General features: G+C 52.5%; 18 protein-coding genes and 1 pseudogene. 12 read left to right on the forward strand and 7 right to left on the reverse strand.

Annotated elements, in window-relative coordinates; all coding sequences use genetic code 11:
- Positions 1-8: 8 nt before the first annotated feature.
- Complete coding sequence (locus tag C7B82_RS14055) at positions 9-656, reverse strand: Uma2 family endonuclease (protein WP_106256914.1); 648 nt, start codon at positions 654-656, stop codon at positions 9-11.
- Positions 657-688: 32 nt separating this feature from the next.
- Here C7B82_RS14055 and C7B82_RS32315 point away from each other — a divergent pair, with 32 nt between their 5' ends.
- Complete coding sequence (locus C7B82_RS32315) at positions 689-832, forward strand: hypothetical protein (protein WP_181357493.1); 144 nt, start codon at positions 689-691, stop codon at positions 830-832.
- 28 nt (positions 833-860) lie between these two features.
- The gene (locus tag C7B82_RS14060; RefSeq protein WP_106256915.1) at positions 861-2,867 is read left to right on the forward strand and encodes a cation:proton antiporter; all 2,007 of its coding nucleotides are present in this window, start codon (positions 861-863) and stop codon (positions 2,865-2,867) included.
- Positions 2,868-2,881: 14 nt separating this feature from the next.
- Here C7B82_RS14060 and C7B82_RS14065 read toward each other — a convergent pair whose 3' ends face one another.
- Complete coding sequence (locus C7B82_RS14065; protein ID WP_106256916.1) at positions 2,882-3,820, reverse strand: alpha/beta hydrolase; 939 nt, start codon at positions 3,818-3,820, stop codon at positions 2,882-2,884.
- A gap of 596 nt (positions 3,821-4,416) precedes the next feature.
- On the opposite strand from C7B82_RS14065, the gene C7B82_RS14070 reads away from it, so the two are divergent.
- Positions 4,417-6,048 carry an ATP-binding protein gene (locus C7B82_RS14070; protein WP_106256917.1) on the forward strand — a complete coding sequence of 544 codons (1,632 nt, stop codon included), beginning with the start codon at positions 4,417-4,419 and terminating at the stop codon, positions 6,046-6,048.
- Positions 6,049-6,236: 188 nt separating this feature from the next.
- Here C7B82_RS14070 and C7B82_RS14075 read toward each other — a convergent pair whose 3' ends face one another.
- Positions 6,237-7,340 (reverse strand): Gfo/Idh/MocA family oxidoreductase, encoded by a 1,104-nt coding sequence (locus C7B82_RS14075; RefSeq protein WP_425443606.1) that lies wholly within the window; start codon positions 7,338-7,340, stop codon positions 6,237-6,239.
- A gap of 284 nt (positions 7,341-7,624) precedes the next feature.
- On the opposite strand from C7B82_RS14075, the gene C7B82_RS14080 reads away from it, so the two are divergent.
- The 5 genes from C7B82_RS14080 to C7B82_RS14100 all read left to right on the forward strand — a co-directional run bounded on the left by C7B82_RS14080 (position 7,625) and on the right by C7B82_RS14100 (position 14,380).
- On the forward strand, positions 7,625-9,142 hold the full coding sequence (locus C7B82_RS14080) for a hypothetical protein (protein WP_146141153.1): 1,518 nt from the start codon (positions 7,625-7,627) through the stop codon (positions 9,140-9,142).
- Positions 9,143-9,577: 435 nt separating this feature from the next.
- Positions 9,578-10,063 carry an MgtC/SapB family protein gene (locus C7B82_RS14085; protein ID WP_106256920.1) on the forward strand — a complete coding sequence of 162 codons (486 nt, stop codon included), beginning with the start codon at positions 9,578-9,580 and terminating at the stop codon, positions 10,061-10,063.
- Positions 10,064-10,297: 234 nt separating this feature from the next.
- Complete coding sequence (locus tag C7B82_RS14090; protein WP_106256921.1) at positions 10,298-11,995, forward strand: ArnT family glycosyltransferase; 1,698 nt, start codon at positions 10,298-10,300, stop codon at positions 11,993-11,995.
- A gap of 42 nt (positions 11,996-12,037) precedes the next feature.
- A complete protein-coding gene (locus C7B82_RS14095) occupies positions 12,038-13,894 on the forward strand; it encodes an ArnT family glycosyltransferase (protein WP_181357494.1) in 1,857 nt (618 codons plus the stop codon).
- A 171-nt stretch (positions 13,895-14,065) separates the two neighbouring features.
- Complete coding sequence (locus C7B82_RS14100) at positions 14,066-14,380, forward strand: GIY-YIG nuclease family protein (protein ID WP_106256922.1); 315 nt, start codon at positions 14,066-14,068, stop codon at positions 14,378-14,380.
- Positions 14,381-14,810: 430 nt separating this feature from the next.
- Here C7B82_RS14100 and C7B82_RS14105 read toward each other — a convergent pair whose 3' ends face one another.
- Positions 14,811-15,008 carry an NblA/ycf18 family protein gene (locus C7B82_RS14105; RefSeq protein WP_106256923.1) on the reverse strand — a complete coding sequence of 66 codons (198 nt, stop codon included), beginning with the start codon at positions 15,006-15,008 and terminating at the stop codon, positions 14,811-14,813.
- 750 nt (positions 15,009-15,758) lie between these two features.
- Here C7B82_RS14105 and thrC point away from each other — a divergent pair.
- The 3 genes from thrC (at position 15,759) to C7B82_RS14120 (ending at position 17,864) form a co-directional block, all read left to right on the forward strand.
- On the forward strand, positions 15,759-17,060 hold the full coding sequence (thrC, locus tag C7B82_RS14110) for a threonine synthase (protein ID WP_106256924.1): 1,302 nt from the start codon (positions 15,759-15,761) through the stop codon (positions 17,058-17,060).
- A 104-nt stretch (positions 17,061-17,164) separates the two neighbouring features.
- Complete coding sequence (locus tag C7B82_RS14115) at positions 17,165-17,440, forward strand: MoaD/ThiS family protein (RefSeq protein WP_106256925.1); 276 nt, start codon at positions 17,165-17,167, stop codon at positions 17,438-17,440.
- A 16-nt stretch (positions 17,441-17,456) separates the two neighbouring features.
- Positions 17,457-17,864 carry an ACT domain-containing protein gene (locus C7B82_RS14120; RefSeq protein ID WP_106256926.1) on the forward strand — a complete coding sequence of 136 codons (408 nt, stop codon included), beginning with the start codon at positions 17,457-17,459 and terminating at the stop codon, positions 17,862-17,864.
- On the opposite strand, the gene C7B82_RS14125 is transcribed toward C7B82_RS14120, so the two are convergent.
- Together C7B82_RS14125 and priA are read right to left on the reverse strand one after the other, a co-directional pair.
- Positions 17,861-18,793, reverse strand: coding sequence for a tetratricopeptide repeat protein (locus tag C7B82_RS14125; RefSeq protein WP_181357495.1), 933 nt, complete (start codon positions 18,791-18,793; stop codon positions 17,861-17,863). The genes C7B82_RS14120 and C7B82_RS14125 overlap by 4 nt on opposite strands.
- A 179-nt stretch (positions 18,794-18,972) precedes the next feature.
- Positions 18,973-21,657, reverse strand: a complete 2,685-nt coding sequence (gene priA / locus C7B82_RS14130; RefSeq protein WP_106256928.1) for a primosomal protein N' — start codon at positions 21,655-21,657, stop codon at positions 18,973-18,975.
- 719 nt (positions 21,658-22,376) lie between these two features.
- Between priA and C7B82_RS14135 the strand changes: the two genes are divergently transcribed.
- A complete protein-coding gene (locus C7B82_RS14135) occupies positions 22,377-23,639 on the forward strand; it encodes an RpoD/SigA family RNA polymerase sigma factor (protein WP_425443607.1) in 1,263 nt (420 codons plus the stop codon).
- 272 nt (positions 23,640-23,911) lie between these two features.
- Here the strand turns inward: C7B82_RS14135 and C7B82_RS32320 are convergent.
- A pseudogene (locus C7B82_RS32320) lies at positions 23,912-24,214 on the reverse strand (IS110 family transposase); the annotation flags it as partial.

Consider the following 24,214-nt stretch of genomic DNA (forward strand, 5'->3'; position numbering starts at 1 on the left):
CGCTAAACTCATCGATCGGTTTGCTCTCTCACCCACTTCCGAAATGCACGTAGAGCCGGTCGCGTTCCCTCTGTACTGCTCACGTCCAGGAATTGGATCAGAGCATCAGTCAGTGGGAGCATCGGAAAGGTTGGACTAGTGGCTGATTCAACATAGGCACCACCGCGCAGCACATTAATTTGTAACTTGCCATCGTCATAGCGCCAAATTTCTGGTACGCCCAAGGCTTCGTAAGCACTCACTTGTGTTTTAGAGGTGACATCGACTTCAATAGCGAGGTCGGGAGGTGGGTCGATCGACAAATCCAGGCGCTTTTTGCCAATCATTTGTGCTTGATTTTGGATGTAAAAACAGTCATCTGGCTCAATGCCGTAGCCCATATCCTGCCGTTTGAAGGTTGTGGAGCCAAATGACTCCCAGTCCATATCTAACTCATCCAGGAGTGCTTTCAGCAAATCGCCAATGATCACTTTGGCTTTCTCATGTTCGGGTAGCGGCATCCTGATTTCTAGAGTTCCGTTGCTATAGGCTAGGCGTGAGGCTCGGTGGTCGCCCAATTCTGCCAGAATGTCTTCAAACGCTTGCCAGCTAATATCGCGCAGCAGCAAGCGCTGACCTGGAGGCACGCTAAGTTGGTTCAGTTGGAGGGTAACCATGAAGGGTTGGAGTTCTGGTTTTCTTCAGTTTAGTGGCAAACTCAGCGTGCCTGATTGGCAATCCTCCAGCAACCGTCTGGCGGGAGTCGATCGCTGATGCGCTCAAGGTCAAGAAGGGTTTGAGTGCGATCGCTGCGCTTTTAGGCACTCTACACACCAGTACAATGAAGCATTAGCACTTGCCCGAATGCCGCGATCACGTGTATGGAACCGTCGCTAGACATCACGCTGCAAATCATTTTGACGGTCATGGCAGGGATTGGAGCGCAGGTGCTGGCAGAGTTTCTTAAACTTCCTGGCATTGTTTTTTTATTGCTATTTGGCATTTTGCTGGGACCCAGTGCGTTTGGGCTGCTGTCTCCCGATCGCCTTGGCATTGGGTTAGACGTGATTGTGTCTCTGCTGGTGGCAGTCATTCTGTTTGAAGGTGGCTTCAACCTGGAATTGCGCGAACTGGGCAGAGTGTCAGGTAGCCTGCGTAATCTGGTCACGATCGGCACCCTGATTACGCTGTTGGGTGCTGGTATGGCAGCGCACTGGCTCAGCGAGTTTCCCTGGGCGATCGCCTTTCTGTATGGTTCGCTGGTCGTGGTGACAGGGCCGACCGTGATCAATCCGCTGCTGCGACAGGTGAAGGTCGATCGTCAGGTTGCCGCACTGCTGGAAGGCGAGGGCGTGTTGATTGATCCAGTGGGTGCCATTCTGGCAGTCGTTGTTTTAAACATTCTGCTGAATGGTGAGGCTGATCCGCTCCGGATTGCGAGTGGCCTGGTGATTCGGCTGGGCATTGGCGGCAGCATTGGCACGATCGGCGGTTGGTTACTGGGGCTCATCCTCAAACAAGCACGCTTTCTTTCGGACGATCTAAAAGCCCTGATTGTACTGGCAGGGCTATGGGGACTTTTTGGGGCGGCACAAACGATTCAAAGTGAGTCTGGTCTGATGGCGACGGTGGCGGCAGGCATTGTGCTGAGAGCCTCGTCAGTGCCAGAAGAACGGCTGTTGAAACGCTTCAAAGGTCAGCTAACCATTCTGGCGGTATCGGTGCTGTTTGTGCTGTTGGCGGCGGATTTGTCGATCGCGGGTGTGATTGCACTGGGTTGGGGTGGCGTTTTGACGGTGCTCAGCCTGATGTTCATCGTGCGTCCGCTCAACGTCTGGTGCTGCACCTGGAATAGCGGCTTAAATTGGCGGCAAAAGCTGTTTGTCTGCTGGATTGGACCAAGGGGAATCGTTTCAGCGTCGATCGCCTCGCTCTTTGCCATTTCGCTGACTCAGCGCGGTATCAACGGTGGCGATTCGATTAAAGCGCTGGTGTTTCTGACGATTATGCTGACGGTGTTCTTGCAGGCACTCACTGCACAATGGGCGGCCAATCTGCTGCAAGTAACGTCCAACGAAGCAACTGGAGCCGTGATTGTCGGCTGTAATCCCCTGAGCCTGCTGATCGCTCGCCTCTTTGTAGAGCGCGATGAGCCCGTCACGCTGATTGATACGGCGGCTGAAGCGCGTCAGCAAGCAGAACAGGAAAAACACCGCATTTTTATCAGTAGCGCTCTTGATGCCGAAGTGCTGGAAGAAGCAGGGCTCAGCCGTGTGGGGACATTTTTGGCGATGACCAATAATGGTGAAGTCAATCTCGTTGTTGCCCGACAAGCAGCGGAAGAATTTCGTCCACCTCGTGTTTTAGCGATCTTTCCGCGTGACCCACAAGTCAGCACCAATGGCCGATCGACGACGGGTGAACCCAAGATTCAGCAAGCCTTTGCGTCACAAATGACGCTCAAAACCTGGAACCAGCACATCAGTGATCGCGCTGTGAAACTGGGAGAAACGGTTTTGCAAGAGGCTATCGACCCGCAACAGGTACATCTGCGATCGCTCATCGAGTCTGGTACGCTGCTGCCAATGCTGCTCGAACGCCAGGGCTGCTTACAGGTCGTTCCAGCGGAGGAAGTGTTTCAAGTGGGCGATCGACTGCTGTATCTGTTGTACGACCCCAAACCAAAACTGTTGAAGCTGCTCTCCGGCTCCAGCCAAACCCGTCTCACCCTCGAGCAATTACCCGAGGTTGAAAATCTTCCCCTCCTGGACGATGGTAGTGACACCGCGGCGCAGGCCGACACCGACAAAGTTTTAGTACAAGCTGACGGCTCCCGCAATGCCGATTTACTACTTCAAGACGTGAGTGAGAACGTGAACACAGAGTAGCTTGACCGCCTGTGCTATTTCGATGCTCGTTGTGCCAGGTCAGCCTCTTTAAAGCGATCGCCAACGTAGAGTAGCGAATCTGCCAAATGGCGGTGCCAGTAATTCCAGCCAGCGTTTGCACCGTAAAGGCCGTGTCCGCCAGGAAATTCATGAAACGCATTGGGAATGCCCAGGCGATCGAGCCGTTTGTGAAACCGACGCGATTGACTCAAGAAGCGTCTGTCTCCTTTGCCAGCATCGAGATAAATGCGTAGGCGATCGCGCTCCATCGGGCTCATGCTGACAACGTATGCCATCGGGCTGTTGACCGGACCACTTTTGTCCACGAAATACCCACTGTGGCTAAACAGTACGGAGAAATGTTGGGGATAATGCAGCCCAATATTGAGCGCACCCCACCCACCCGAAGATAGCCCGCCGATCGCCCAGAATTGTGGCTGTGTTTTGGTGCGATAACGACGACGCACTTCATTAACGAGCTCATCACCGATTTCGCTCAGCACATGTCCGTGCTTGCCATCAATGTATTGCGGGTCCCACAGTGCGCTAGAGCCACGATCGTCATTACCATCTGGCGTGATAATCAGCGATGGTGGCAGTTGTCGCTGATCGTAAAGCGCTTGAATGACCGGCAAAGCGGCGGCTTTTTTGTACCAGTCGGTTGCCTGCCCATGCCCGCCGTGCAAGAGAAAGATGACTGGATAGCGCTGGTGTGGATGCTGCCTGTAGCCAGGCGGCAAAATCACTCCGTAGGCGCGCGTCATGCCCATCGCCTGACTTTGAAAATGCTCCAGCGTATAGCTCAGGTTTGTGGAGCGCTCTGCCGCCGTGGCATCAGGGCCGTCGAACTGGGGGGTACCATCAACAAAGACATACCAATAACCGCCTGAGGCCAGTACTAAAAAAGCGGTTAACCCAATGCTTAAAAATTTCCTGGATTGTTTGACTTTCATCCGCGATCGCTACCATGTTGACTGCACAATAACCTACACAAGGTGAAACGCTAGAACTCTAAACAATCAACGCTCATTTGGTTTTCAAACGCCTGGAGCATCAGTGTTTTGACTAGAGCAATCCGCTTTGAACCCTGATCAGCATCCTCCAAAGCCTCCGAATCAATGATCAGCTAAACGTCAAGCGTTGACTGCTGACCTCAACCTGTGAATGGCTGCTTAAACCAGTCCTTAGCGATGGGATCACTCTGCCACATTTGCTTGGGCTTGATAGAATTGCTTCGGAAGGGTATCGAATTGTAGCAAGCCATCAATCCATGCGTTTCACCAGCAATGTTTCTGCTGTCGCTAACGAGTGGCTGCAGGTACAGAATAGATAAGGTGTCAGTAATCTATACCGAACAACTGGTTGACTTGGAACAACGTTGGTCATTGGTTTTTGCTGATTGCTTGTTATATAAAGGCTGAAAAGTCCACCCTACCTTGTGATACTGCTTACTTACAGGGGACGCGGCGGGCGCTAGTGTGTGCCCAACGTTGATGCACAAACTACAGGTAAGCGCTGGCATCTGCCGCTTTATTTCTCTTTACGACTAATGACACTAACCCCCACTTCAGATGAATCGCTTTACGAGTTGGCACTCGAAGCTGACCCGACGCTCCCAATCCTTCAGGTCAGCCCAGTCACGCTCAAAGCGGCGTTTAGTGGTCTGATTGAGCTGCTTATCGATCGCGAGTTGCCAGCCGTCGTTTGGGCAAAGCTGCCTAGAGGCGCGATTTGGCAAGCTGAACTGGAACGGTATAGTGCGTTAGAAGGCATTCCAAGAGCCATTTATGTCTTCAAAAATCATCGAGAGGAGAGTGCTGATGAATCCAGTCTTGTGAGCCGTACACTTGTGGACACCACTACCACTGCTGAGCCAGAGGCACGTGCGGTGGAACAATCTAAGGCGACTCCCCCTGCATGGCTAGAAATTCTGCTGGCCCCTGAAAGCCATCTGCGGCGAGAGTATTTTTTGCTGGTGTGGACGGCTCACTTTAGAGGCTGCATTCTCGCGCACCGCCCACGCTCTGCACAACTAGCGAAAGCGGCTGAAAATAATGTTGTAGAGTCTCTTGCAGGGTTAACAGATGTATCGTTGGCAGGGGCGGCGATCGATGATGGTCAGGAGCGACGACAGCACTTGTTGATACTCTCGTCGTTTGATGGGAGCTTAGTTGAACGACTCTTAAGTGGCTTGACGCAGGTGTTGATGACCAGCGCCACCTTGCCCAACACCGCAGCACCGACTGACGCCATTGGCGACGAGACACGGCCGCGGCTGGCCTTGCCTGATGTCGTCGCACACTGGAATCAGCTAACCCGCACAATGCCGACTAGCGCGACTGACCCTGCCGTCTGGGGGCAGCTCTTGATGAAACAGATCCAGCGGCAAGAGGAGATGCTGCAACGGAATGCAATTTATCGACGGCAAGCGGAACTGGTAGAAATACTGCAGCTTCAAAAAGAGGAGTTGCTCAACGCGCTGCGATCGAAAGCCGATTTTATCAATACGGTTGGACAAGAACTACGCACACCCTTAACCACCATCAAGACGGCACTCTCGTTGCTGAACTCGCCCAGCCTCAAACCACCTCAACGTCAGCGTTATCTGGATCTCATTGCCAAAGAGTGCGATCGTCAAAGCTCGCTGATCACCAGCTTGTTGGATCTAGTGCAACTGGATCAGGCGGTGAGCCCAACAGCTCTGGAGACGATCCGGATGTCCGATATTGTGCCAGGGGTGGTGAGTACCTATCAACCCCTGGCTGAAGAAAAGGGCGTGAAGCTGTCCCACAAGGTGCCGGAGGATTTACCTGAGATCGCCTGCATGGGTAACTGGCTGAAGCAGATCGTGATCAACCTGCTGCACAACGGTATCAAATTTACCCCCACTGGGGGACAAGTATGGGTGCGCGCCAAGCAGCAAGGCAGCTATGTAAACCTGGAAGTGCGCGATACAGGTGTTGGTATGGCTCCTGGTGAATTGCCCAAGATTTTTGATCGCTTCTATCGCATTCGACAGGCTTCGCTAGATGATGCTAGCGGCGCTGGGTTGGGGTTGACGATCGTCCAGCAATTACTGCTTCATTGTGGTGGCTCGATATCAGTTAAAAGTAGACCTGGCGAAGGCTCTACCTTTACGGTGTTGCTGCCGATTCGTGCACAAGCGCCAACGTCGAGTTGAGTGGTTGCACGATGTGCTTAAAGCCCCAGTCAAGGCGTTAAACCGTCACTAACCGCGTTTGGAACCATAAAAAGAGGGTTCAATTCATTGAATTGAACCCTCTCAAGCGATTAAAAGTATGGCGTTAAAACCAGACTTTCAGACCCATAGGCATGGAAAATGACTGTGGGTGAGTGTCTGGCAAGGCCCTACGCAACAGCCTGAGCACACTCATTCAACCGTGCATCTTTTTGCTGCCAGACCTGACCATCGAGCGCCATTTGTTCGATCAGGCTAGCAAGCCGTAGTGCTTTGAGCGCTTGCTCACCGCCAACGGACGGCTGGTTGCCACCACGGACACATCCAACAAAATGTTCCAACTCGGCGTTGAGTGGTTCGATGTTGCTGGTGTAGACCTTCTCGATCAGTCCATCTTGTCGATAAAGCACCTGACCGTGATCGGTCATGCAGTTTGAAGTCGTACGCCGATGAATCAAAATCTCATTGTTGAGAAAATCGGCTTCAGTCAGCGAGTTTTTACAGTGAGCAGCAATGCGTCGAATCTTGCGATGCGTCACTTTGCTGGACGTTAGCGTTGCCACGATGCCATTGGCAAAACCCAGCGTCGCGGTCACATAATCCAAAAAGCCAGAATCGGAGGCACGACTGCCGCTAGCAGTCAGCTTCACAACGGGTGACGCTGCCAGTTCTAGCATCAAATCAATGTCATGAATCATCAAATCCAGCACTACAGACACATCGTTAGCGCGATCGGCATAAGGGCTCATCCGATGTGCTTCTAGTGCCAGTAGTTCTTCAGCTTTGAGAATTTTATTCAGTTCTTGAAACGCCGGATTAAAGCGCTCAATGTGACCAACTTGAAGGATGCATTGAGATTCGGCTGCTGCGTTCACCAACGATTCGGCTTCGGCAATGCTAGCCGCGATCGGCTTTTCAATTAACACATGGACACCTGCCTGGAGGCAAGTCATGCCAACCTGATGGTGCAGACGCGTTGGCACAGCCACGCAGACGGCATCAACATGTAACAAAAGATCGCGATAGTCTTCAAAAAAACGGACTCGATATTTACTAGCGGTATCAATGCCACGCTCGACGTTGACATCGGCTACGCCCACCAACTCAACATCCTTCAACATACTCAAGACGCGAGTATGATGTTGACCCATGTTGCCCACTCCGATGACGCCCACCCGAATCGGTTCGGGATGACTGCGTTGTAGCTGTGCGTTCGCAAGGTGTGCGTTCGCTGCTTGTACACCTGAAGAACCCGACGAAATGCTGTTTTGCACTTCTATTACTCTCCTCCACCACCGAGAAACTGACTAACTGACACATATAGAGCCACGCTAACCATCAAGATGGTAACATGGCATCTCTGTTTGTGAAGAATTTCAAAGCTATAACAAGGTTCCCCAACGCGACAGAAATTTTTGATAACACGCCAATCTAGCGATATTTTGTCTCCGATCTTTTTAAGATTTTGAACATCTCTTGATTATCGGCTGATGAATGCTAGAAATTAGGGAACTCTTGGGACATTACCCCCTGTTTCTTTTGATACTCGTAGGTTCTGATGAAACGTTTTTCACCTCAGTTTAAGTATCATTCACTTCGGCGTTACAGCACAATTGGGGGCATGGGTTTGCTGCTCCTGGTTGGTGGCTTGGCGCTGAGACCAGCACTGAAGTCAAACGCTGACGTACCTCAAGTGTTGGCTGGTAGCGATCGCGAAAAAAGTCAAGCAAAAGCGGCTTTTAGGGTTGAGCAACGGCAGGAACAAAGCCGTCAAATTCGTCCTGAAAACTTTGCGCTCGATCGCTATCCTGTCACCAACAAGAACGAAAAATACTGGCGAAACCTGCTCTGGACAACGGCAGTTGTGCAGCCTCAGGAAGACTTTGTTGCCAGCACGATTGAGCAAATACTGTCGATGGCTCTGCGCCCAAAGCTATCGGATGCGCAAAAACGCACGATCGATATGGCGGTACGGGTTGGCACACAGCTTTACTTGAGCGATCCCAATCGTTACGTCAGCCTGGGAGAACGGTTTCAGCAAACCATCGATCGCAGCCCTGATCCGGAATGGGTGGCAATGTCACTCTCTGGCCTGGCCAGAGGTGGCTTATCACCAGAGCAAATCCAGGCACTAGTAGGGCGGGTGAAAGCGCGGTTTCCCAACTGGTCTGCGAACGTTTCGTTGCAGACAACGCTACGCGAAATGGCAGAGTTAATCTCGCCTGGTACTGTGCCACCGCTGGGAGACTTGCTCAATTGGACGATCGCGCCCAAACAGGTACAACTGTATGTGCTCTGCCAGCAAGATCGAGATGTGCTGTGTCAAACGGTGCTCAAAGATGGCAATGGTGCCTTTGTTCGCCAGCAAGACGGCCAGCTTTGGTCGGTGCCACTGCTGCTGCGATCGATCCACGGCCTGAGCTGGAATTTCATTCGTGGTGAAACGCCTCAGGGCATTTACCGCATGGAAGGTGTGGTGCCTCAGCCGGATGATGAGTTTTTCAGAGCGTATGGTCAATTTCCATTAGTCAAACTGTTTGTACCCTTTGAGCCGGGTGCCAAACAGTTTGTACCCGGAAAAGCGGGTGCCTTTAGAGGCACACTAGCAGACTATAGACGCTTGCTGCCACCCTCCTGGCGGAACTACTGGGCGATTCAGGAAAGCTTCTGGGCTGGCAAAAGTGGGCGATCGTACTTCCGTATTCACGGTACGGGCGAATCGCCTGACTTCTTTAGTGGCAAAGACAGAAATCCTGACATCTACAACTGGAATCCGACCATTGGCTGTCTGTCGGCTTTGGAGCTGTATAACGAACAAGGGCAACTGCTTCAGGCCGATATGCCTAAACTGTTGAATGCTCTCCAAGCCATCGGTGGTCAGAGCTTTTCAGGCTATGTGGTTGTAATAGATTTGCCAGGAAAGGCCCGCACGCCGATCGCCCTCGACGCGATCGAAGCCGCTTTACGGGGTGGCAAGCTCACGCTCAGCACGACTCGCCAACGGCATACACTGCCGACTAAATCTGCCAAGGCTCTGGCAATGGCTACCTCCCAGTCACTCAAGGCCGATCGCTAGGCAACTGCTGCAACCATCCAAAAAGATGTACAGCCAACTGTGCCGTCGAGCCCCAATTCATTGTCGGTTAACACATCGGTGGCGAGTCCAAGCCCATCTGCCACACCTCAACCAGAGATTAACCCCTCAACGCGACCATTGCCGCTTGCTTATTGAGGGCCGTTTGCTCATTGAGTGAAGGGGGCATTTTTATGCTGTAGGGATGTTAACTGTAACCTCCCTACAGCCTGCCGACCACACGTTTGAGAGACAGCTACCGAATGCTTGGACGCACTTTTATGGCACACAAGCGACTGCTCAAACAGCCTTTGCTTGTGAAGCTAGCTGGATACTCTCAAAGAGGCACCATCCCAAACGATATGCGTGTTCACTTTCGCCTCTTCTCTCTACGTCTTATAATCAGTTTTCTGGGTTTCTTGTACGAAGGTGGGCTGATTGGCAGTACTTGTAGCATCCCTTTGGGTCAGCGCTGACGATTGGTGGGGGCTAACTTGGCGATTACTGTTAGCGTCTCTGATTGGTGGGGCGATCGGCTTGAACCGCCAGATGGCTGGCAAAACGGGTGGCTTGAGAACACACATGCTCGTGAGTTTGGGAGCCGCACTGTTTGTCGTGATTACCACGATCGGCGGCACGGCTCATCCCGATGCTGTTAGCCGTGCGGTTCAAGGTGTGGCAACAGGCGTTGGTTTTTTAGGCGCTGGCGAGATTGTGCATCAATCACGGGCAAAGCCGGGTAAACCAGCGGTGAAAGGCTTAACGTCCGCCGCCGCAATCTGGGCGACAGCGGCACTGGGAATGTCAGCCAGCGTTGGTTTCTGGCAACTTAGCTTGATTGGTACACTGCTGGTACTGCTCACGTTGAGTGGTGCAAAGTGGCTCGAAAAATTTGTACCTGTGACTCGTAATGAGGAAAATTGATATCAATTTAAACGCGCTTCAGAACCATTAGCTATCGTAGGGGCGTTTCGCGAAACGCCCCTACCGAAGATCTGCCACGATCGCAATTTAATTTGGTATGAGCAGCAAGGAGTGCGTTCGGCTGGCAGCGGACCAATGATTTTAAGTGATGCCCTCAACGGCCTCCTTCCCCAACGACTAACAACTAACCATTAGCAACTAACAACGGCCCTCCTCTGCCTCTAAAATCTCTACATGCTTCGCAAACCCCTGCCCTGGAATAACCCAAGTCATTCATCGATCGTCGCACTGTGGATTGATCGGCTCTGGATGCTGGGGCTATTCGTGACAGCAGGGATTCTGCTTGGCCTAAATTTGGGCAACTTACCGCTGCGAGACTGGGATGAAGGCACAGTGGCACAGGTTGCGCGGGACATCTGGCGATCGCCACCCGGTTCATTGGTCTGGTTGCATCCAACGCTAGCGGGTGAGCCGTATTTTAATAAACCACCCCTGATGCACTGGTTGATGGCGCTGACCTTTCGGTTCGGTGGCGTGAATGAATGGATGGCGCGGTTGCCTGGGGCCACGCTGACCGCGCTCTCAGTACCGCTGCTGTATGGCATTGGGCGGCACTTGTTCTCCCAGCGAACGCCTGCGATTTTTACAGCGCTGGTTTACTTAACACTACTGCCTGTCGTGAGGCATGGTCGTTTGGCAATGCTGGATGGAGCTGTGCTGTACTTCTTTCTGTTGTTAATCGTCTGTTTATTACGGACACGGCGAGATTTGCGCTGGGGCTTGGGCGTTGGCATTGCCTTTGGACTACTCTGCTTGACGAAAGGCATCGTAGCGCTGTTGTTGGGCGCGATCGCGATCGCCTTTATCCTTTGGGATACCCCTCGTTTGCTGACCTCTGGCTACGTTTGGGTTGGTGTGCTGTTGGGTAGTGCCCCTGTTGTCGCCTGGTACTGGGCGCAGTGGTTGTACTACGGTCAGCCGTTTTTGACGATCGGCCTATTCAGCCAATCGCTCGATCGGGTAGTTGTTCCCGTCGAGGGAAACCGGGGCGAACCCTGGTACTATCTACTCGAAATTTTGAAATATAGCGCACCCTGGCTACTGTTCTTCCCGCAGGGCTTGAAGCTGGCATGGGAAAACCGGAATTTGAGTTGGGCAAAGCTCATTTTGGTGTGGGCATCAGGCTATCTTCTGGTTATTTCCTTTATGAGTACAAAATTGCCCTGGTATGTTCTGCCTGTTTATCCAGCCTTCGCGATCGCGGTCGGTGCCTATCTTTCTGACGTTTGGCAACCTTCCGATGTCCTGTGGCTCCATCAACCCAAGCGTCGCCGCTACCCGATCGCCTGGATCGCGATCTTGAGCTTGCTTGCGATCGCGGGTTGGGTGAGCAGTTTCTATTTCAGCATTCTCAGTCCCCAGCCTCAACCGGGCTTACCCGTCATTTTGGGAGCGGTTGCACTGACGCTGACTGCCGCGATCGTCCTGCTCTGGCGAAGCGATTCGCAGTTTATGCTGGTCTTGTTCTGGGGCATGTATGTCTCACTGCTGCTCTTTGTAGCCTCGCCCTACTGGCTGTGGGAACTGGAAGAATCGTATCCAGTGAAGCCTGTTGCAGCGCTTGTTCGGCAAAATACCCCTCCCGATGCGACGGTTTGGACACTCTATCCCTATGGCCGTCCCTCGCTTAACTTCTACAGCGATCGGCGCATGATCCAAAGCGCTGCCAATAGCAACCAGCTTCCCGCCGCGTTCCAGGACTACTGGCAACACGATCCCCATCCGTATCTACTGGTAGAACAAGCGACCCTGACGAAGTTGGCTTTGCCCTTTGTGAAGCCGTTGGGGACTGTCGAAAATTGGGTTTTACTCACGCGGCAAGCGGCTATCTTAGAGAGCGAAAACGCTCGTACCAATTTACCGCTAAAGTAAGGTCGGAACTAAAGCGAGATACGGAACTGAAAGGTAAAGCGCATGAGTTTGAACGTTGCTCGCGTTACTCAGCCGATGCAGCACTATTGGCAGAAGTATCCCATGCTTGCCTGGGCAGTACCGCTACTCTGGCTGCTGGCGATCGCGGGTATCACGCTGTTCTGGCAGGTTGGCAGCATTGGGCTCATTGACGAAACTGAACCCCTTTTTGTCGAAGCCTCACGACAAATGGCGTTTACTGGCGACTGGATTACACCCGCTTTTGATGGTGAACCACGGTTTGATAAGCCGCCGTTAATTTATTGGTTGATGGTCTTTGCCTTTCAAGGCTTTGGCATCAATGAGTTTGCGGCTCGTCTGCCATCTGTACTCTCAGCCTTGGCGATCGTCCTCTTCTGTTTCTATACGCTGCAACGTTACGGTGACGTAGGAGGGAAAAGAGAGGGGAGAGGGGAGAGGGGAGAGGAGCCAGAATTAACTCAAAACTTAGAACTCTCTCACTCAGCGGCGCAAAGCGCGACTCAAAACGCTCTTCCCCACCTCACACCCTCACACCTTGCCGCCTGGCTTGGTGCAACGATGCTGCTTCTCAACCCCAATACCTTTTTTTGGGGACGTACAGGCTACTCCGATATGCTGCTCACGGCGTGCCTTGGTAGTTCGCTGCTAGCGTTTTTTCTCGGCTATGCTCAGACCGATCGTCCGATTCAGCAGAAGCGCTGGTATTTTGCCTTCTATGTGCTGATGGCGTTGGCTGTGCTTACTAAGGGGCCGATCGGTATTCTATTGCCAGGTCTCATCATCGGCTGCTTTTTGCTGTATGTCGGCAATGGCAGAGAGGTGTTGAGGGAGGTGCGGCTGGTGAGGGGTGGACTGGTGGTGCTAGTCATCTCGTTGCCCTGGTATGTGCTGGTAACGCTAGCAAACGGCGAAGCCTTCATTGATTCCTTTTTTGGTTATCACAACATTGAGCGCTTCACGCAGGTTGTCAATCATCATGCGGGGCCGTGGTACTTTCATCTGCTGATCATTCTGGTTGGCTTTTTGCCCTGGTCAGCCTTTTTGCCAGCCGCGATCGCCCATGTTAAGCCACTACAACGCCGCTATTGGCAGGCTCAGCCGCGCCTTCAGCAACTCGGTCTGTTTGCCTTTTTCTGGTTTGTGGTGATTTTAGGGTTCTTCACGATCGCCACGACCAAGTACTTTAGCTACACGTTACCGTTGATGCCCGCTGCTGCCATTCTAGTAGCGCTGCTCTGGACGGATTACATCACACGACCGCAGCTTCGCAAGCAGCCTGGCTTCCGTATGAGCGGTGTCTTAAATACACTGTTGCTGCTGGTAGTGATGGCTGCGATCGTCTACTGTCCTACTTGGTTAGACGATGATCCCTGGATGCCCAACCTCGGGCTACGCATTCAAGCAGCAGGACTGCCTGTCATGGGTGGGGTAGTTTGGGGCCTGACGGTAATTGTCGCGATCGGGCTACTGCTATGGCGCAGTCGTTGGCTATGGCTGGCTAACCTACTCGGCTTTCTCGCGTTTTTAATCTTGGTCGCGCACCCGTTTGTGCTGATTGCCGATGCTGAGCGACAGTTACCTCTACGGCAGCTTGCCCAGGTGGCGTTGCAGACGAAACAGCCAACCGAAGATCTGTTGATGCTTGGGTTCAAAAAGCCGAGTCTGGTGTTTTATACTCGCCAGCACGTGACCTACTTGACTCAGCCTGCTCAAGTCGCGAACTATCTTCAAGCTCAACCGACCGATCGCACTGGTGCACTGATCATTGCTGGAGCGAAACCGCTACGGGAATCGGGGCTACAACCCACTCAATACCAAGTCATCGGTAACGCTGGAGTCTATCGCCTGGTACGGGCGATACGAGGCAGATCTAGCTAATGTCGCAATGCTGCTACCCTACAACGGCAAATCAGGTTGGCATCATGAGTGGGCATTGCTAGACCTGGGGTTAGTTTGAGAACGCCTACTTCTGTAGAAACGTTATGGCCTGCGACAGGCAAGGAACGCGAAACGTCCCTCCTAAATGCATCCCTCCAATTAGCAGCGCCCATGACTGAGCCAGCATCCGAACAGCATCATGTGTACATTGCGCTCTGTGCTGACGGCTCGCTTTACACAGGCTACAGCAAAAACGTTGAGCAACGGCTCAAAACCCACAACAAGGGTAAAGGCGGACGCTACACACGGGCCCATCGTCCTCTAAAGCTTTTGGCATCCTGGTCTTTGCAAACGAAAACAGAGGCGTTACGAGTAGAATACGCCATCAAGCAGTTAACCCGACAGCAAAAGCTTGCCCTAGCAGAGGGTACGCAGACTTTTGGATGGCTCTCTGCAGCTCTACCGAAGCCAGGGCATGAAATGTAGCGAAACTTCTGGTCTTTTTGCTGCATGCCTTCGCAGGGCGACGACTCGATCGAAGCTCTATGACCTCAATCAAAGCAGTACTACAAAGTGCGGAAATAGCACGAATAATTCAAACAACTCTAATAATTAGCGCTTTCAAGCAGCGGAGCCTATGGGTAGCATGCAATGGCATTAGGTGAAGTGAACCAGGCAATCAAAGCCAGACCACAGTTATCGAAGAGTACCCTTTAAGGGTGAACGGAGTAAGAACCAGCGGTAGGACTTACGAGTAAGGCTAAGAAAGACTAGTTAATAGATTTAAATACAGCGACGTACAGCCGCAAGAACAAAAGACTAAATGAACCGCACTTGACGCCCCGACATCCCCAGCTTTCTCTCATTCTGCTTGAAAAAAAGCAAGAGACAGAGGTCGTCTACAGCGCAGACATAGCTACTGGAACTGAGGACCCGACTCCAATCCCCACTGGTGCTTCAGAAAGTGCTTGTACATATTCTCACGCAGCACCATCTGCTCATACAGCTTGACGAGGAAATCTTGAGCCTGTTCACGGCTCATGTTCTGCACTTGGGATTCAAAGGAACGGATACTGAATTGCTGCTCCAAAGACAGGTCAACAGGTTGGTTCATATTCGACTCCAGATTGAGAGAGTGTATTCTGACGTTTCCCTTCTCCAATTGCTCGGATGGGAGGGAGCGATCGCAGATTCCTCTTATAGTTGCCTAAGAAAAGAAATCTCTTGTCGCCTTGTATTACAGAATATAACAACTATTTGACAAAAAGCACATACCCCTCTTGGGGTAATCTTTGATGCAACCGCTCTATCAAAAGCGTTGAAGTGCTTTCAGCAAACTCAGACCTTTAGTAGAGATGGATCTAGTACCTTAGCTGTGGCATAGACCAGACATAAATTGATCGGCGCTCGTGTCTGCGTCATCACTACTAGTCGATTAATCGTTAGCAATGGGTAATCAGCGGTACACCTTTGTCACTTGACCCACTATCAAGGCTGGAGAAGGACGTACCTGCAACGGCTTGGAGGGATGACGATCGCCCAACGTAGTCGCTTGCATTTACAACGTTGAGCCACAGTGCTAACAGATTCGTTGATCGAGAAAAGATTATCTGTAATCAAAACGACTTTATGAGCTAACAACAGGCAAAGACTTCAAACCAACGTTCTGCAAGGTTTTCCAAATACCCGATAAAAAAAGTCGGGTATGTTTGACTGGTTTTGTAACCCGTGTTACCATCATTCGAGTTTGGTAGTTACACTTGGCTCTATACCTTCGTATTGTTTCTGTTTCACATTTCTTCTGCCTCACACTGTCTTCTGCTTTATCACACTGTCCTCTGCCTTAAATAAAGAGATTCTGACCATGACTCAGGCAACTCAACTGCAAACCAAATCTGCTGCGACCTTTCGTGCTCTCAAATGTAAAGAGTGCGGTGAAGAGTACGAACTGAAGGCAATGCACGTTTGCGAGTTTTGCTTTGGTCCATTGGAGGTCGCTTATGACTACGATGCACTCCGAAGAGCAGTAACCCGTGAAAGCATTCAGGCAGGCCCTCACTCCATTTGGCGCTACCGTCCCTTTCTACCGGTTGAAACCAATCAGCCAATCGATGTTGGTACGGGGCTAACACCATTAGTGCAGGCAAACCGCCTGGCTCGTCGACTTGGTTTGAAAAAGCTGTACATCAAGAATGATGCCGTCAACATGCCCACCCTCAGCTTCAAGGATCGGGTGGTATCAGTCGCATTGACACGGGCAAAAGAGCTGGGTTTCACAACGGTCTCATGTGCCAGCACGGGCAATCTGGCAAACTCAACGGCAGCGATCGCGGCACATGCAGGTTTAGACTGTTGCGTCTTTATCCCCGCCGATCTAGAAGCCGGTAAAGTAATGGGCACGTTAATCTACAGCCCCACAGTGATGGCGGTACAGGGCAATTATGACCAGGTAAATCGTCTCTGCTCCGAAGTGGCGAATACGCATGGTTGGGGCTTTGTGAACATCAATCTGCGTCCCTACTACTCCGAAGGGTCTAAAACACTGGGCTACGAAGTGGCAGAGCAATTGGGCTGGCAGTTGCCTGACCACATTGTCGCTCCGTTGGCATCCGGTTCTCTCTTCACCAAGATTTATAAGGGCTTCCGAGAGTTTGTTGATGTCGGGTTAGTCGCTGATAAGCACGTTCGCTTTAGCGGTGCACAAGCGGAAGGCTGCTCTCCTATTGCTCAGGCGTACCGGGAAGGACGAGACTTTGTGACGCCTGTGAAGCCCAGCACGATCGCTAAATCGCTGGCGATCGGCAACCCAGCGGATGGTGTGTACGCGATCGATATTGCCCGCAAAACCAACGGCAACATTGAATCCGTCAACGATGCTGAAATCATTGCAGGCATTAAGCTCCTGGCAGAGACCGAAGGCATCTTTACCGAAACGGCTGGTGGCACTACAGTTGCTGTCTTGCAGAAGCTGGTGGAAGCGGGCAAAATTGACCCTGACGAAACCACAGTTGTTTACATCACGGGCAACGGTCTGAAGACTCAAGAAGCGGTACAAGGTTACGTTGGTGAGCCCCTCACGATCGAGCCCAAGCTGGACAGCTTCGAACGGGCGCTGGAACGCTCTCGTACGCTGGAGCGCCTGGAATGGCAGCAAGCATTAGTTTAAGGACGAAACTAAGGGCTGAAGGCTAAGAAGACTGAAGCAGCTATTTATCCCTTCGCCCTTGTGCTCTTTTATCCTTTATCATTCATCCTTTATCCTTTCGAACCATGTCCATCAAAGTTCTCATTCCAACCCCGCTACAAAAGCTCACCAACAATCAGGCGACGCTTGAATGCACCGCTGATACGGTTGCTAGTCTTTTGGAATCGCTTGAAACCAGTTGTCCTGGCATCAAGGCACGTCTGTGTGATGACAAAGGCGAGCTACGTCGTTTCGTCAACTTTTACGTGAATAGCGAAGATATTCGCTTTCTGGAAGGCGCTAACACACCGCTAAAAGATGGCGATGAAGTGAGCATTATTCCCGCGATCGCGGGCGGCTAGCGATTAGAACACTCTCATGCCTACAGCAGGTCTCACGCTTTCTGTCTTGCCAGACGTGTTTGCGGTCTGTCGGTTGAAGCAAAACGAGCCTATACCTGCATGGAGTCTACAAGGCTTCTTTTCCATCACGCGGACTGAGGATGAACGGTCGATCGTCTGTTCGCAAGCAAACATGTCACTGGGCGTGCAGGCGATAGGACTAGAGCGGGATTGGCGCTGTTTCAAGGTTGAAGGATCGTTAGACTTTGCACTAACGGGCATTTTGCTGTCGATCGCGGCACCGTTGGCAGAGGCTGGCATTGGCATTTTTGCCATTTCAACCTATGAAACCGACTACATTCTTGTGAAGCAATCAAATCTGGACAGAGCGGTACAGGCGCTATCAAAGGCAGGACATCAACTTGTGCAGCCCCCAATCGATTAGACAACTTCTGGATTGAACTGTTCGACCCGCTTCAGCAGGTTGTCTCGCGTTTTACGTGCCTCGGCATTATTGGGGTTGATTTTAAGAGTCGCGTTGAATGATGCGATCGCCTCCTGATAGCGGTTGAGATTGATCAATGCCGCACCGCGATTGAACCAGGCATCTTCGCTGTTTTGTTGCAGCGCGAGCGCGCGATCGTAGGACTTAATCGCTTCTTGATAGCGTTTGAGATCAAACTGCACATTGCCACGATTAATCCAGGCATCGACCCGCTTGGGGTCTAGCCTCACAGCTTGGTCGCAAGCTGCTAGCGCGTCTGTGTAGCGCCCTAGTTTGGCAAGCACAATGCCCCGGTTATACCAGGCACTGGCATAGTTTGGCTGCAAGCGCACCGCTTTATCATACGCAGCGGCCTCCTCTGGATAGCGATGCAACCGACCCAGTGTGACGCCCCGGTTGTACCAAACATTGGCATCGTTTGCATCCAGTTTCAGCGCTTGATCGTAGGCTTTTAGCGCGGCTTCTGGCTGTTTCGTATCATCCAGCGCATTGCCCAAGCCAACCCAGCTAGCCACCGATTGGGCATCTAATGCTAAAGCGCGTTTGTAAGCGGCGATCGCGCCCTCATACTGCTCCAAGTAGTAGAAAGCATTGCCCTGACCAAGCCAGGCTTCGACATTCTTTGCATCGGCTGCTAGCACCTGGTTAAACACCGCCAGCGCCTGATCGGGCTTGCCATCGTCCAGCAACGCGCGACCCTGCTTGAGTAGTGAGTCGTGATCCTGCGCTTGTGCCAGAACGAAGGTGGTTGGAACGGCAGCGGTGCTTTGGCGCACTCCCGCTGCCTGCGCGGATGTTATGACCGTCGGGATGGTGATGCTAGTCAATAGTGCAATCAGTGCAGTGAGTCTAAGAGATTGCAATGACATAGAGGTTCTCCTTATGTGCAGGCGCTGCAAGATAGCAATAGTCATATGAGTTCGGGCGGATAGACGTTAAAGGCTGATGGCTGGTGGTGGGAGGTTATCGAGCGCTCCAAGATGGATACCCAAAGACAGACACGAAACTGACGACGAGGCGCTTCTAGCGTTCCCATTTCAAGCGTGACTCAGAGCAGATGCAGTGGATCAATATCGATCGTTAAGCTGACACTGCTCGCGCAGAGCACTCGGAGTGCAGTGGCATCGGGCAGCGTCACTGGTTGATCGAGCGGCAGTTTGAGCAAAATTTGCCAATGATAGCGACGGGCAACGCGCAAAATGGTCGCGGGCGCAGGCCCCAGGCGCTCAACGCCTTGTGCTTCCAGGTCAGCCAAGGCTAAGGCAACCCGTTCGGCGGCTTGCTGTACTGCAACTGGGCTGGTGCTAGCGAAACGCAGTAAGACTAAGCGACTGTAGGGCGGGTAGTGAAGCTGCGATCGATGCTGTAACTCGTCATCCACAAACCGCTCATACGCATGCTGCTGTACGGCCTGAATCACCGCAGCTTCGGGTGAATAGGTTTGCAGAATGACCCGACCCGGATCATCTCCCCGCCCACAGCGGCCTGCCACCTGTGTCAAGGTTTGGAACGCGCGCTCACTGGCACGATAATCCGCCATGTGCAGCAAGCCATCGGCCGACAGGATGCCTACCAGAGTCACCTGTGGCAGATCAATCCCTTTTGCCAGCATTTGTGTGCCGACTAGAATATCGGCTTCCCCAGCCGCAAAATGAGTCAGCAGTGCCCGATGCGCACCTTTTGTCCGAGTGGTATCGCTGTCAAACCGGATCGATCGCAGATCAGGAAATTGTTGTGTCAACGCTTGCGCAATCTGCTGAGTGCCGCTGCCAAAATGCTTGAAATAAGTAGACTGGCAGCTTGGACAATCGTTCGGCAACAGTCGGTTGTAGTTGCAGTAGTGGCAGCGCAACAAAGGCGTCGCTTCCGTATGGCTGTGGTGATAGGCCATCGAAACGTCGCAGTTGGGACAAGTGACGACGTAGCCGCAGCTTCGGCAGGAAACAAAGGTGCTGTGCCCACGGCGATGAATGAACAGAATGCCCTGCTGCTGCCGTTCTTTCATCGCAATGAGTGCCAATCGCAGCGATCGACTAAACACGGAACGATTCCCTTGATGCAACTCCTGACGCATATCGACCACCTCGATCGGCGGTAGGGGGCGATCGTAGACGCGCGAGGGGAGGGAGAGGAAGAGGCGAGGGAAGGAGGGGGGGAGAGTTTTGAGTAGCGCAAGCTCCGAAGGAGCCACTTTGTGAACGTGCCGCTTCGCTAGAGAGCTTTGAGTTTTGAGTTCTAAGTGTGGAGTCGATTCTGGCTCTTCTCCCCTCTCCCCTCTCTCCCCTCTCTCCCCTCTCTCCTCTCTCCTTCCTTCTGCCCCCTGCCCTCTGATCCTTACCCAACTCTCCAGCGAAGGCGTTGCCGACCCCAGCAAGAGAGGGCATTGCTCCAGTTCAGCTCGCCATTCAGCAACGGTGCGGGCATGGTAGCAAGGGGCTGGTTGATCTTGCTTGAAGCTGGAATCATGCTCTTCGTCGAGTACAATCAGCCCTAAACGCGGCAGCGGTGCGAAGACGGCAGACCGAGTGCCAATCACAATCTGAGCTTCACCGTTCAGCATTTGCCGCCAAGTGTCGTACCGTTCGCCCTCAGACAAGGCACTGTGGTAAACGCAGACGCGATCGCCAAAGCGGGCACGAAAGCGATCGGTCAACTGAGGCGTGAGTCCAATTTCTGGCACCAGTACCAAGGCTGATTGCCCTTGTTGCAAGAGCGGCGCGATCGCCTGTAGATACACCTCTGTTTTGCCCGATCCAGTGACGCCGTGCAGCAAAACCTGAGTAAAGCCAGACAGTGCTTGAAGCTGCTCCAAGGCTGCCGCCTGGTCTGGCGTTAACGACTTCGCTACATCAGCAGTGACGGTTGGCCCACCTTCCCGCCGGAGCACTTCACGCGGTTGGATGACCACCTGCCCCTTCTGCGCCAGTCCTTTCAGGGTCGTGGAACTGGTCTGACACAACTGCAGCAGATCGGTCAGCCAAAGTTCGCCTCCTTGCCGCCGGAGCACGGCCAAAATTTCCTGCTGTCTAGGGGTTAGATCAAATGGGGCCGGTGAGGCAACGAGCGTGACGGCTAATCTCTGCTTGGGGCGAACGGTTGTAGGTGGTTCCAGATAGTTTGCCACCAGACCATCTTTAACCAACTCTTGCAGCCCTCGGTAGGCTCCCTGGCACTGACGCTGCAAGTATTGCCAGCTATAGTCCCCCGTTTTGCTGGCGTGAAGGAGTGTGAGGAGTTGCTGAGCCGCAGGGGTGAGGGGATGAGGGGGTGAGGAGGTGAGGGATAAACTAGTCGCATCTTTATCCTTGATCCTTTCGCCTTGATCTTTTCTGCCTACCAGCCGTACCCGTCGCTGCGATCGCGACAACAGCCCTGGCGGCAGTGCTACGCGTACAACCTGCATGAGTGGGGTGCAGTAGTAGTCGGCAACACGGTTTAACAACTGCCAGTAAGTGGCCGAGAAGAATCTCGATTGTAAGGTGGCGTCAACATCCCGGATTTGCTTTGCTTCTAGATCAGCGGGTGGTTGCTCCAGGCAGCGAATGGCGATCGCCCCTACCTGCTGCATCCCAAACGGCACGCTCAAAAGATCACCGGGCTGAACGATCAACGGTGGCAGCAACCGATAGGTAAAAATCCCCTGTGCACCTGGGCAATCCACTAGCACCTCAACCCAGGTGGTCATTGGCACGTTTGCTTGATCATTGGTTCCAGGCTCAGCCAAAACAGACATGCGGGGGAAAACACTCAGAGGACGGCTCTAAGCTTGTTCTTCACACTCTAGCTTGTGGCAGGCGGTTTTCACCCTACCGATAGAGGGGAGAACGATTAACTGTGTGGGAGCCTTTTATAACAACGCAATGACTGGATTGTTTTCAGTGCGGGTCTTGGCAGTATCGGAAAAGCATATCTTCTGAACGCTTACCGAGATTGCGGCTAGTCGTTTCTGATGTCGCAATGGACTGATTGCGATGACTCTCTAGCCTAGTTGTTTGATGGCGAGGTAATGACGTTTGGCAATAGTAGCGATCGGCTCTTGATCATCAGCCTTTTCATATTTTGTTTAGAATCGTTTCATTGTTGCAACTTGGCTCATTTCCCTCACTATCCGCCTTCTCAGCTGGTCACTCTCAGCCGTTCACTAAGTTCTTGTGACATGGTTTTCAAATTGATTTTTGTAGTTGAGCGAACAAACTAAAATTTTGCTTCAAGTAGCTTAACAGAATGCGATCAGCTTACTGTGCGGTAACGTTCATCGGTTATTGCTTCTAAGCGGTCAAGCCCCTTCCCCAATTCTGGAATGCAACCGTTAAGATCAGCAAACCAAAGATGACTTAAGACGAACAGAATTTACTCAAACGACGTTGCCTCTACCGGAACAGCACTGTTTTTAGACCACTGTATACGTACATCCCTTTTGAATCGTTAGCCCCTTACACATCAATTATTCATATGTACCAGAAGCTGACACCGCCCCAACCCACTACAACTTACCAACCTGAGCCTTCTAACAAGCTTGACTCGCTCGACTCGTTGCAATTGGTAGCAGATGGCGATATGCCAGCTGGGTTGATTGCCGAAGATCTAGGAGAGCCTGATCTATCGGACATTAATGCCGTTGAAGCCGAATTTTATCAAGGTGAGAATGCGGTTGATGACGTGATGAATGTTGGTGATGTTATGGATGCCGATGAGGATGCTACCAGCGCCGATGAGGACGTGGATCAGATCGCCAGTGCTCGCCCTTCCGGCTACAGCAAAACCAGCACTGATGATGCGGTGGGTGCCTTTTTTAAGGAGATGGCACGCTATCCATTGCTCAAGCCAAACGAAGAAGTTGAATTGGCACGGCGGATTCGTTATTTGGTTGATATTGATGCTGTCCAAACGCGCCTCATTGAAGAGCTTGGACAGTTGCCTAGTCGAGAAGAATTGGCAGCGGCTGTAGGGCTGACTGAACGACAGTTGGAACATCGTTTGTATCGCAGCCGTGTTGCTAAGCGTAAGATGATTCGATCGAACTTACGGCTAGTTGTTTCGATCGCAAAACGTTACTTAAATCGGGGCGTGCCGTTCCTGGATCTTATTCAAGAAGGTGCGCTTGGTTTGAACCGTGCAACCGAAAAATTTGATCCCGATAAAGGCTATAAGTTCTCTACATACGCGTACTGGTGGATTCGGCAGGGAATCACGCGGACGATCGCGAACGACGCCCGCACAATTCGGCTACCGATTCATATCGTTGAAAAGCTGAACAAGCTGAAGAAAGCCCATCGGGATTTGCGTAAAGAGCTACACCGCAACCCCACTGAAGCTGAGCTAGCCGCCGCTTTAGAGGTTACACCCGAACAGTTGCAACATCTACAGCAGGTACGTCGTAAATCGCTCTCGTTAAATCACCGTGTGGGTAAGGGCGAAGATACGGAACTGATGGATTTATTAGAAGATGGCGATACCCAATCGCCTGAAGCCCAGATGAGCGAAACCATGCTGCGCCAGGAAATCTGGGACGTCCTGGGTGATGTGTTGACGCAGCGCGAGAAAGATATCATCTCTCTGCGCTATGGTTTGACCTCGAGTAAACCCTGCACGCTGGAAGAAGTGGGTGGTCTGTTTAACCTTTCCCGCGAACGGGTACGGCAGATTCAAAGTAAAGCCATGCGAAAGCTGCGTCGTCCTCAAATTGCCGAACGGTTAAAGAGCTGGCTCGGTTAAACGGATTGGACTAAGGAACACGAATTTAATCACCCCGGCATTTCCCGTCGGGTCACACGGCCGCCCATACCTGCAAACAATTTTTCGATTTTAATTAATCTGAACCACTCCCCTTTTGTAGCGATTGTCTTGGGAGTCAAGGGGAATGGAAAAATCGGTTGAGCGCTCAACACGCGTGACCCAGTGACACCGGTGGGGGAGCGGTTGAGTCGGACCGTGTCTTGTGCGGCGGCTGGCCGCAGCGGGCGTTGGCCAGGGCGTGTGAGCGCGGGTATGGCATTGAGCCTGACCAGGCGTTGGCGCCTACAGGCAACCAGAGCCACTGGGTTGCGCTTGCCGCTTTGCCAGCAAGGGTTGCTCCAAGTCGCGCCTCACGGGGTTGTGGGGCGTCGCCACGCGGGTTGCCATAGACAAGCCACACCGCCCGCGCGTGCGCCCGCCCGAAAGCAGGCGCTTGCCCTTGTGCTGACCACTGTCCCGATGGCAGAAGCTGGTCTTGGCGCTGCCAATCCGCTTGCTGGTGAGCGAGGGCTTGCATCTGCGGCTTCAAGGCGTCCAGACGTGGCGCCAACGCC

The organism is Stenomitos frigidus ULC18, from assembly GCF_003003795.1.
Taxonomy (GTDB): domain Bacteria; phylum Cyanobacteriota; class Cyanobacteriia; order Leptolyngbyales; family Leptolyngbyaceae; genus Stenomitos; species Stenomitos frigidus_A.

What these genes read in the sequence shown, in the direction of transcription:
- C7B82_RS14055 (WP_106256914.1), bottom strand. Translation starts at nt 656, where the DNA reads ATGGTTACCCTCCAACTGAACCAACTTAGCGTGCCTCCAGGTCAGCGC.
- C7B82_RS14135 (WP_425443607.1), top strand. Translation starts at nt 22,377, where the DNA reads ATGTACCAGAAGCTGACACCGCCCCAACCCACTACAACTTACCAACCT.
- C7B82_RS14095 (WP_181357494.1), top strand. Translation starts at nt 12,038, where the DNA reads ATGAGTTTGAACGTTGCTCGCGTTACTCAGCCGATGCAGCACTATTGG.
- C7B82_RS14060 (WP_106256915.1), top strand. Translation starts at nt 861, where the DNA reads ATGGAACCGTCGCTAGACATCACGCTGCAAATCATTTTGACGGTCATG.
- C7B82_RS14120 (WP_106256926.1), top strand. Translation starts at nt 17,457, where the DNA reads ATGCCTACAGCAGGTCTCACGCTTTCTGTCTTGCCAGACGTGTTTGCG.
- C7B82_RS14105 (WP_106256923.1), bottom strand. Translation starts at nt 15,008, where the DNA reads ATGAACCAACCTGTTGACCTGTCTTTGGAGCAGCAATTCAGTATCCGT.
- priA (WP_106256928.1), bottom strand. Translation starts at nt 21,657, where the DNA reads ATGTCTGTTTTGGCTGAGCCTGGAACCAATGATCAAGCAAACGTGCCA.
- C7B82_RS14070 (WP_106256917.1), top strand. Translation starts at nt 4,417, where the DNA reads ATGACACTAACCCCCACTTCAGATGAATCGCTTTACGAGTTGGCACTC.
- C7B82_RS14080 (WP_146141153.1), top strand. Translation starts at nt 7,625, where the DNA reads ATGAAACGTTTTTCACCTCAGTTTAAGTATCATTCACTTCGGCGTTAC.
- C7B82_RS14115 (WP_106256925.1), top strand. Translation starts at nt 17,165, where the DNA reads ATGTCCATCAAAGTTCTCATTCCAACCCCGCTACAAAAGCTCACCAAC.
- C7B82_RS14125 (WP_181357495.1), bottom strand. Translation starts at nt 18,793, where the DNA reads ATGTCATTGCAATCTCTTAGACTCACTGCACTGATTGCACTATTGACT.
- C7B82_RS14100 (WP_106256922.1), top strand. Translation starts at nt 14,066, where the DNA reads ATGACTGAGCCAGCATCCGAACAGCATCATGTGTACATTGCGCTCTGT.
- C7B82_RS14090 (WP_106256921.1), top strand. Translation starts at nt 10,298, where the DNA reads ATGCTTCGCAAACCCCTGCCCTGGAATAACCCAAGTCATTCATCGATC.
- C7B82_RS14065 (WP_106256916.1), bottom strand. Translation starts at nt 3,820, where the DNA reads ATGAAAGTCAAACAATCCAGGAAATTTTTAAGCATTGGGTTAACCGCT.
- thrC (WP_106256924.1), top strand. Translation starts at nt 15,759, where the DNA reads ATGACTCAGGCAACTCAACTGCAAACCAAATCTGCTGCGACCTTTCGT.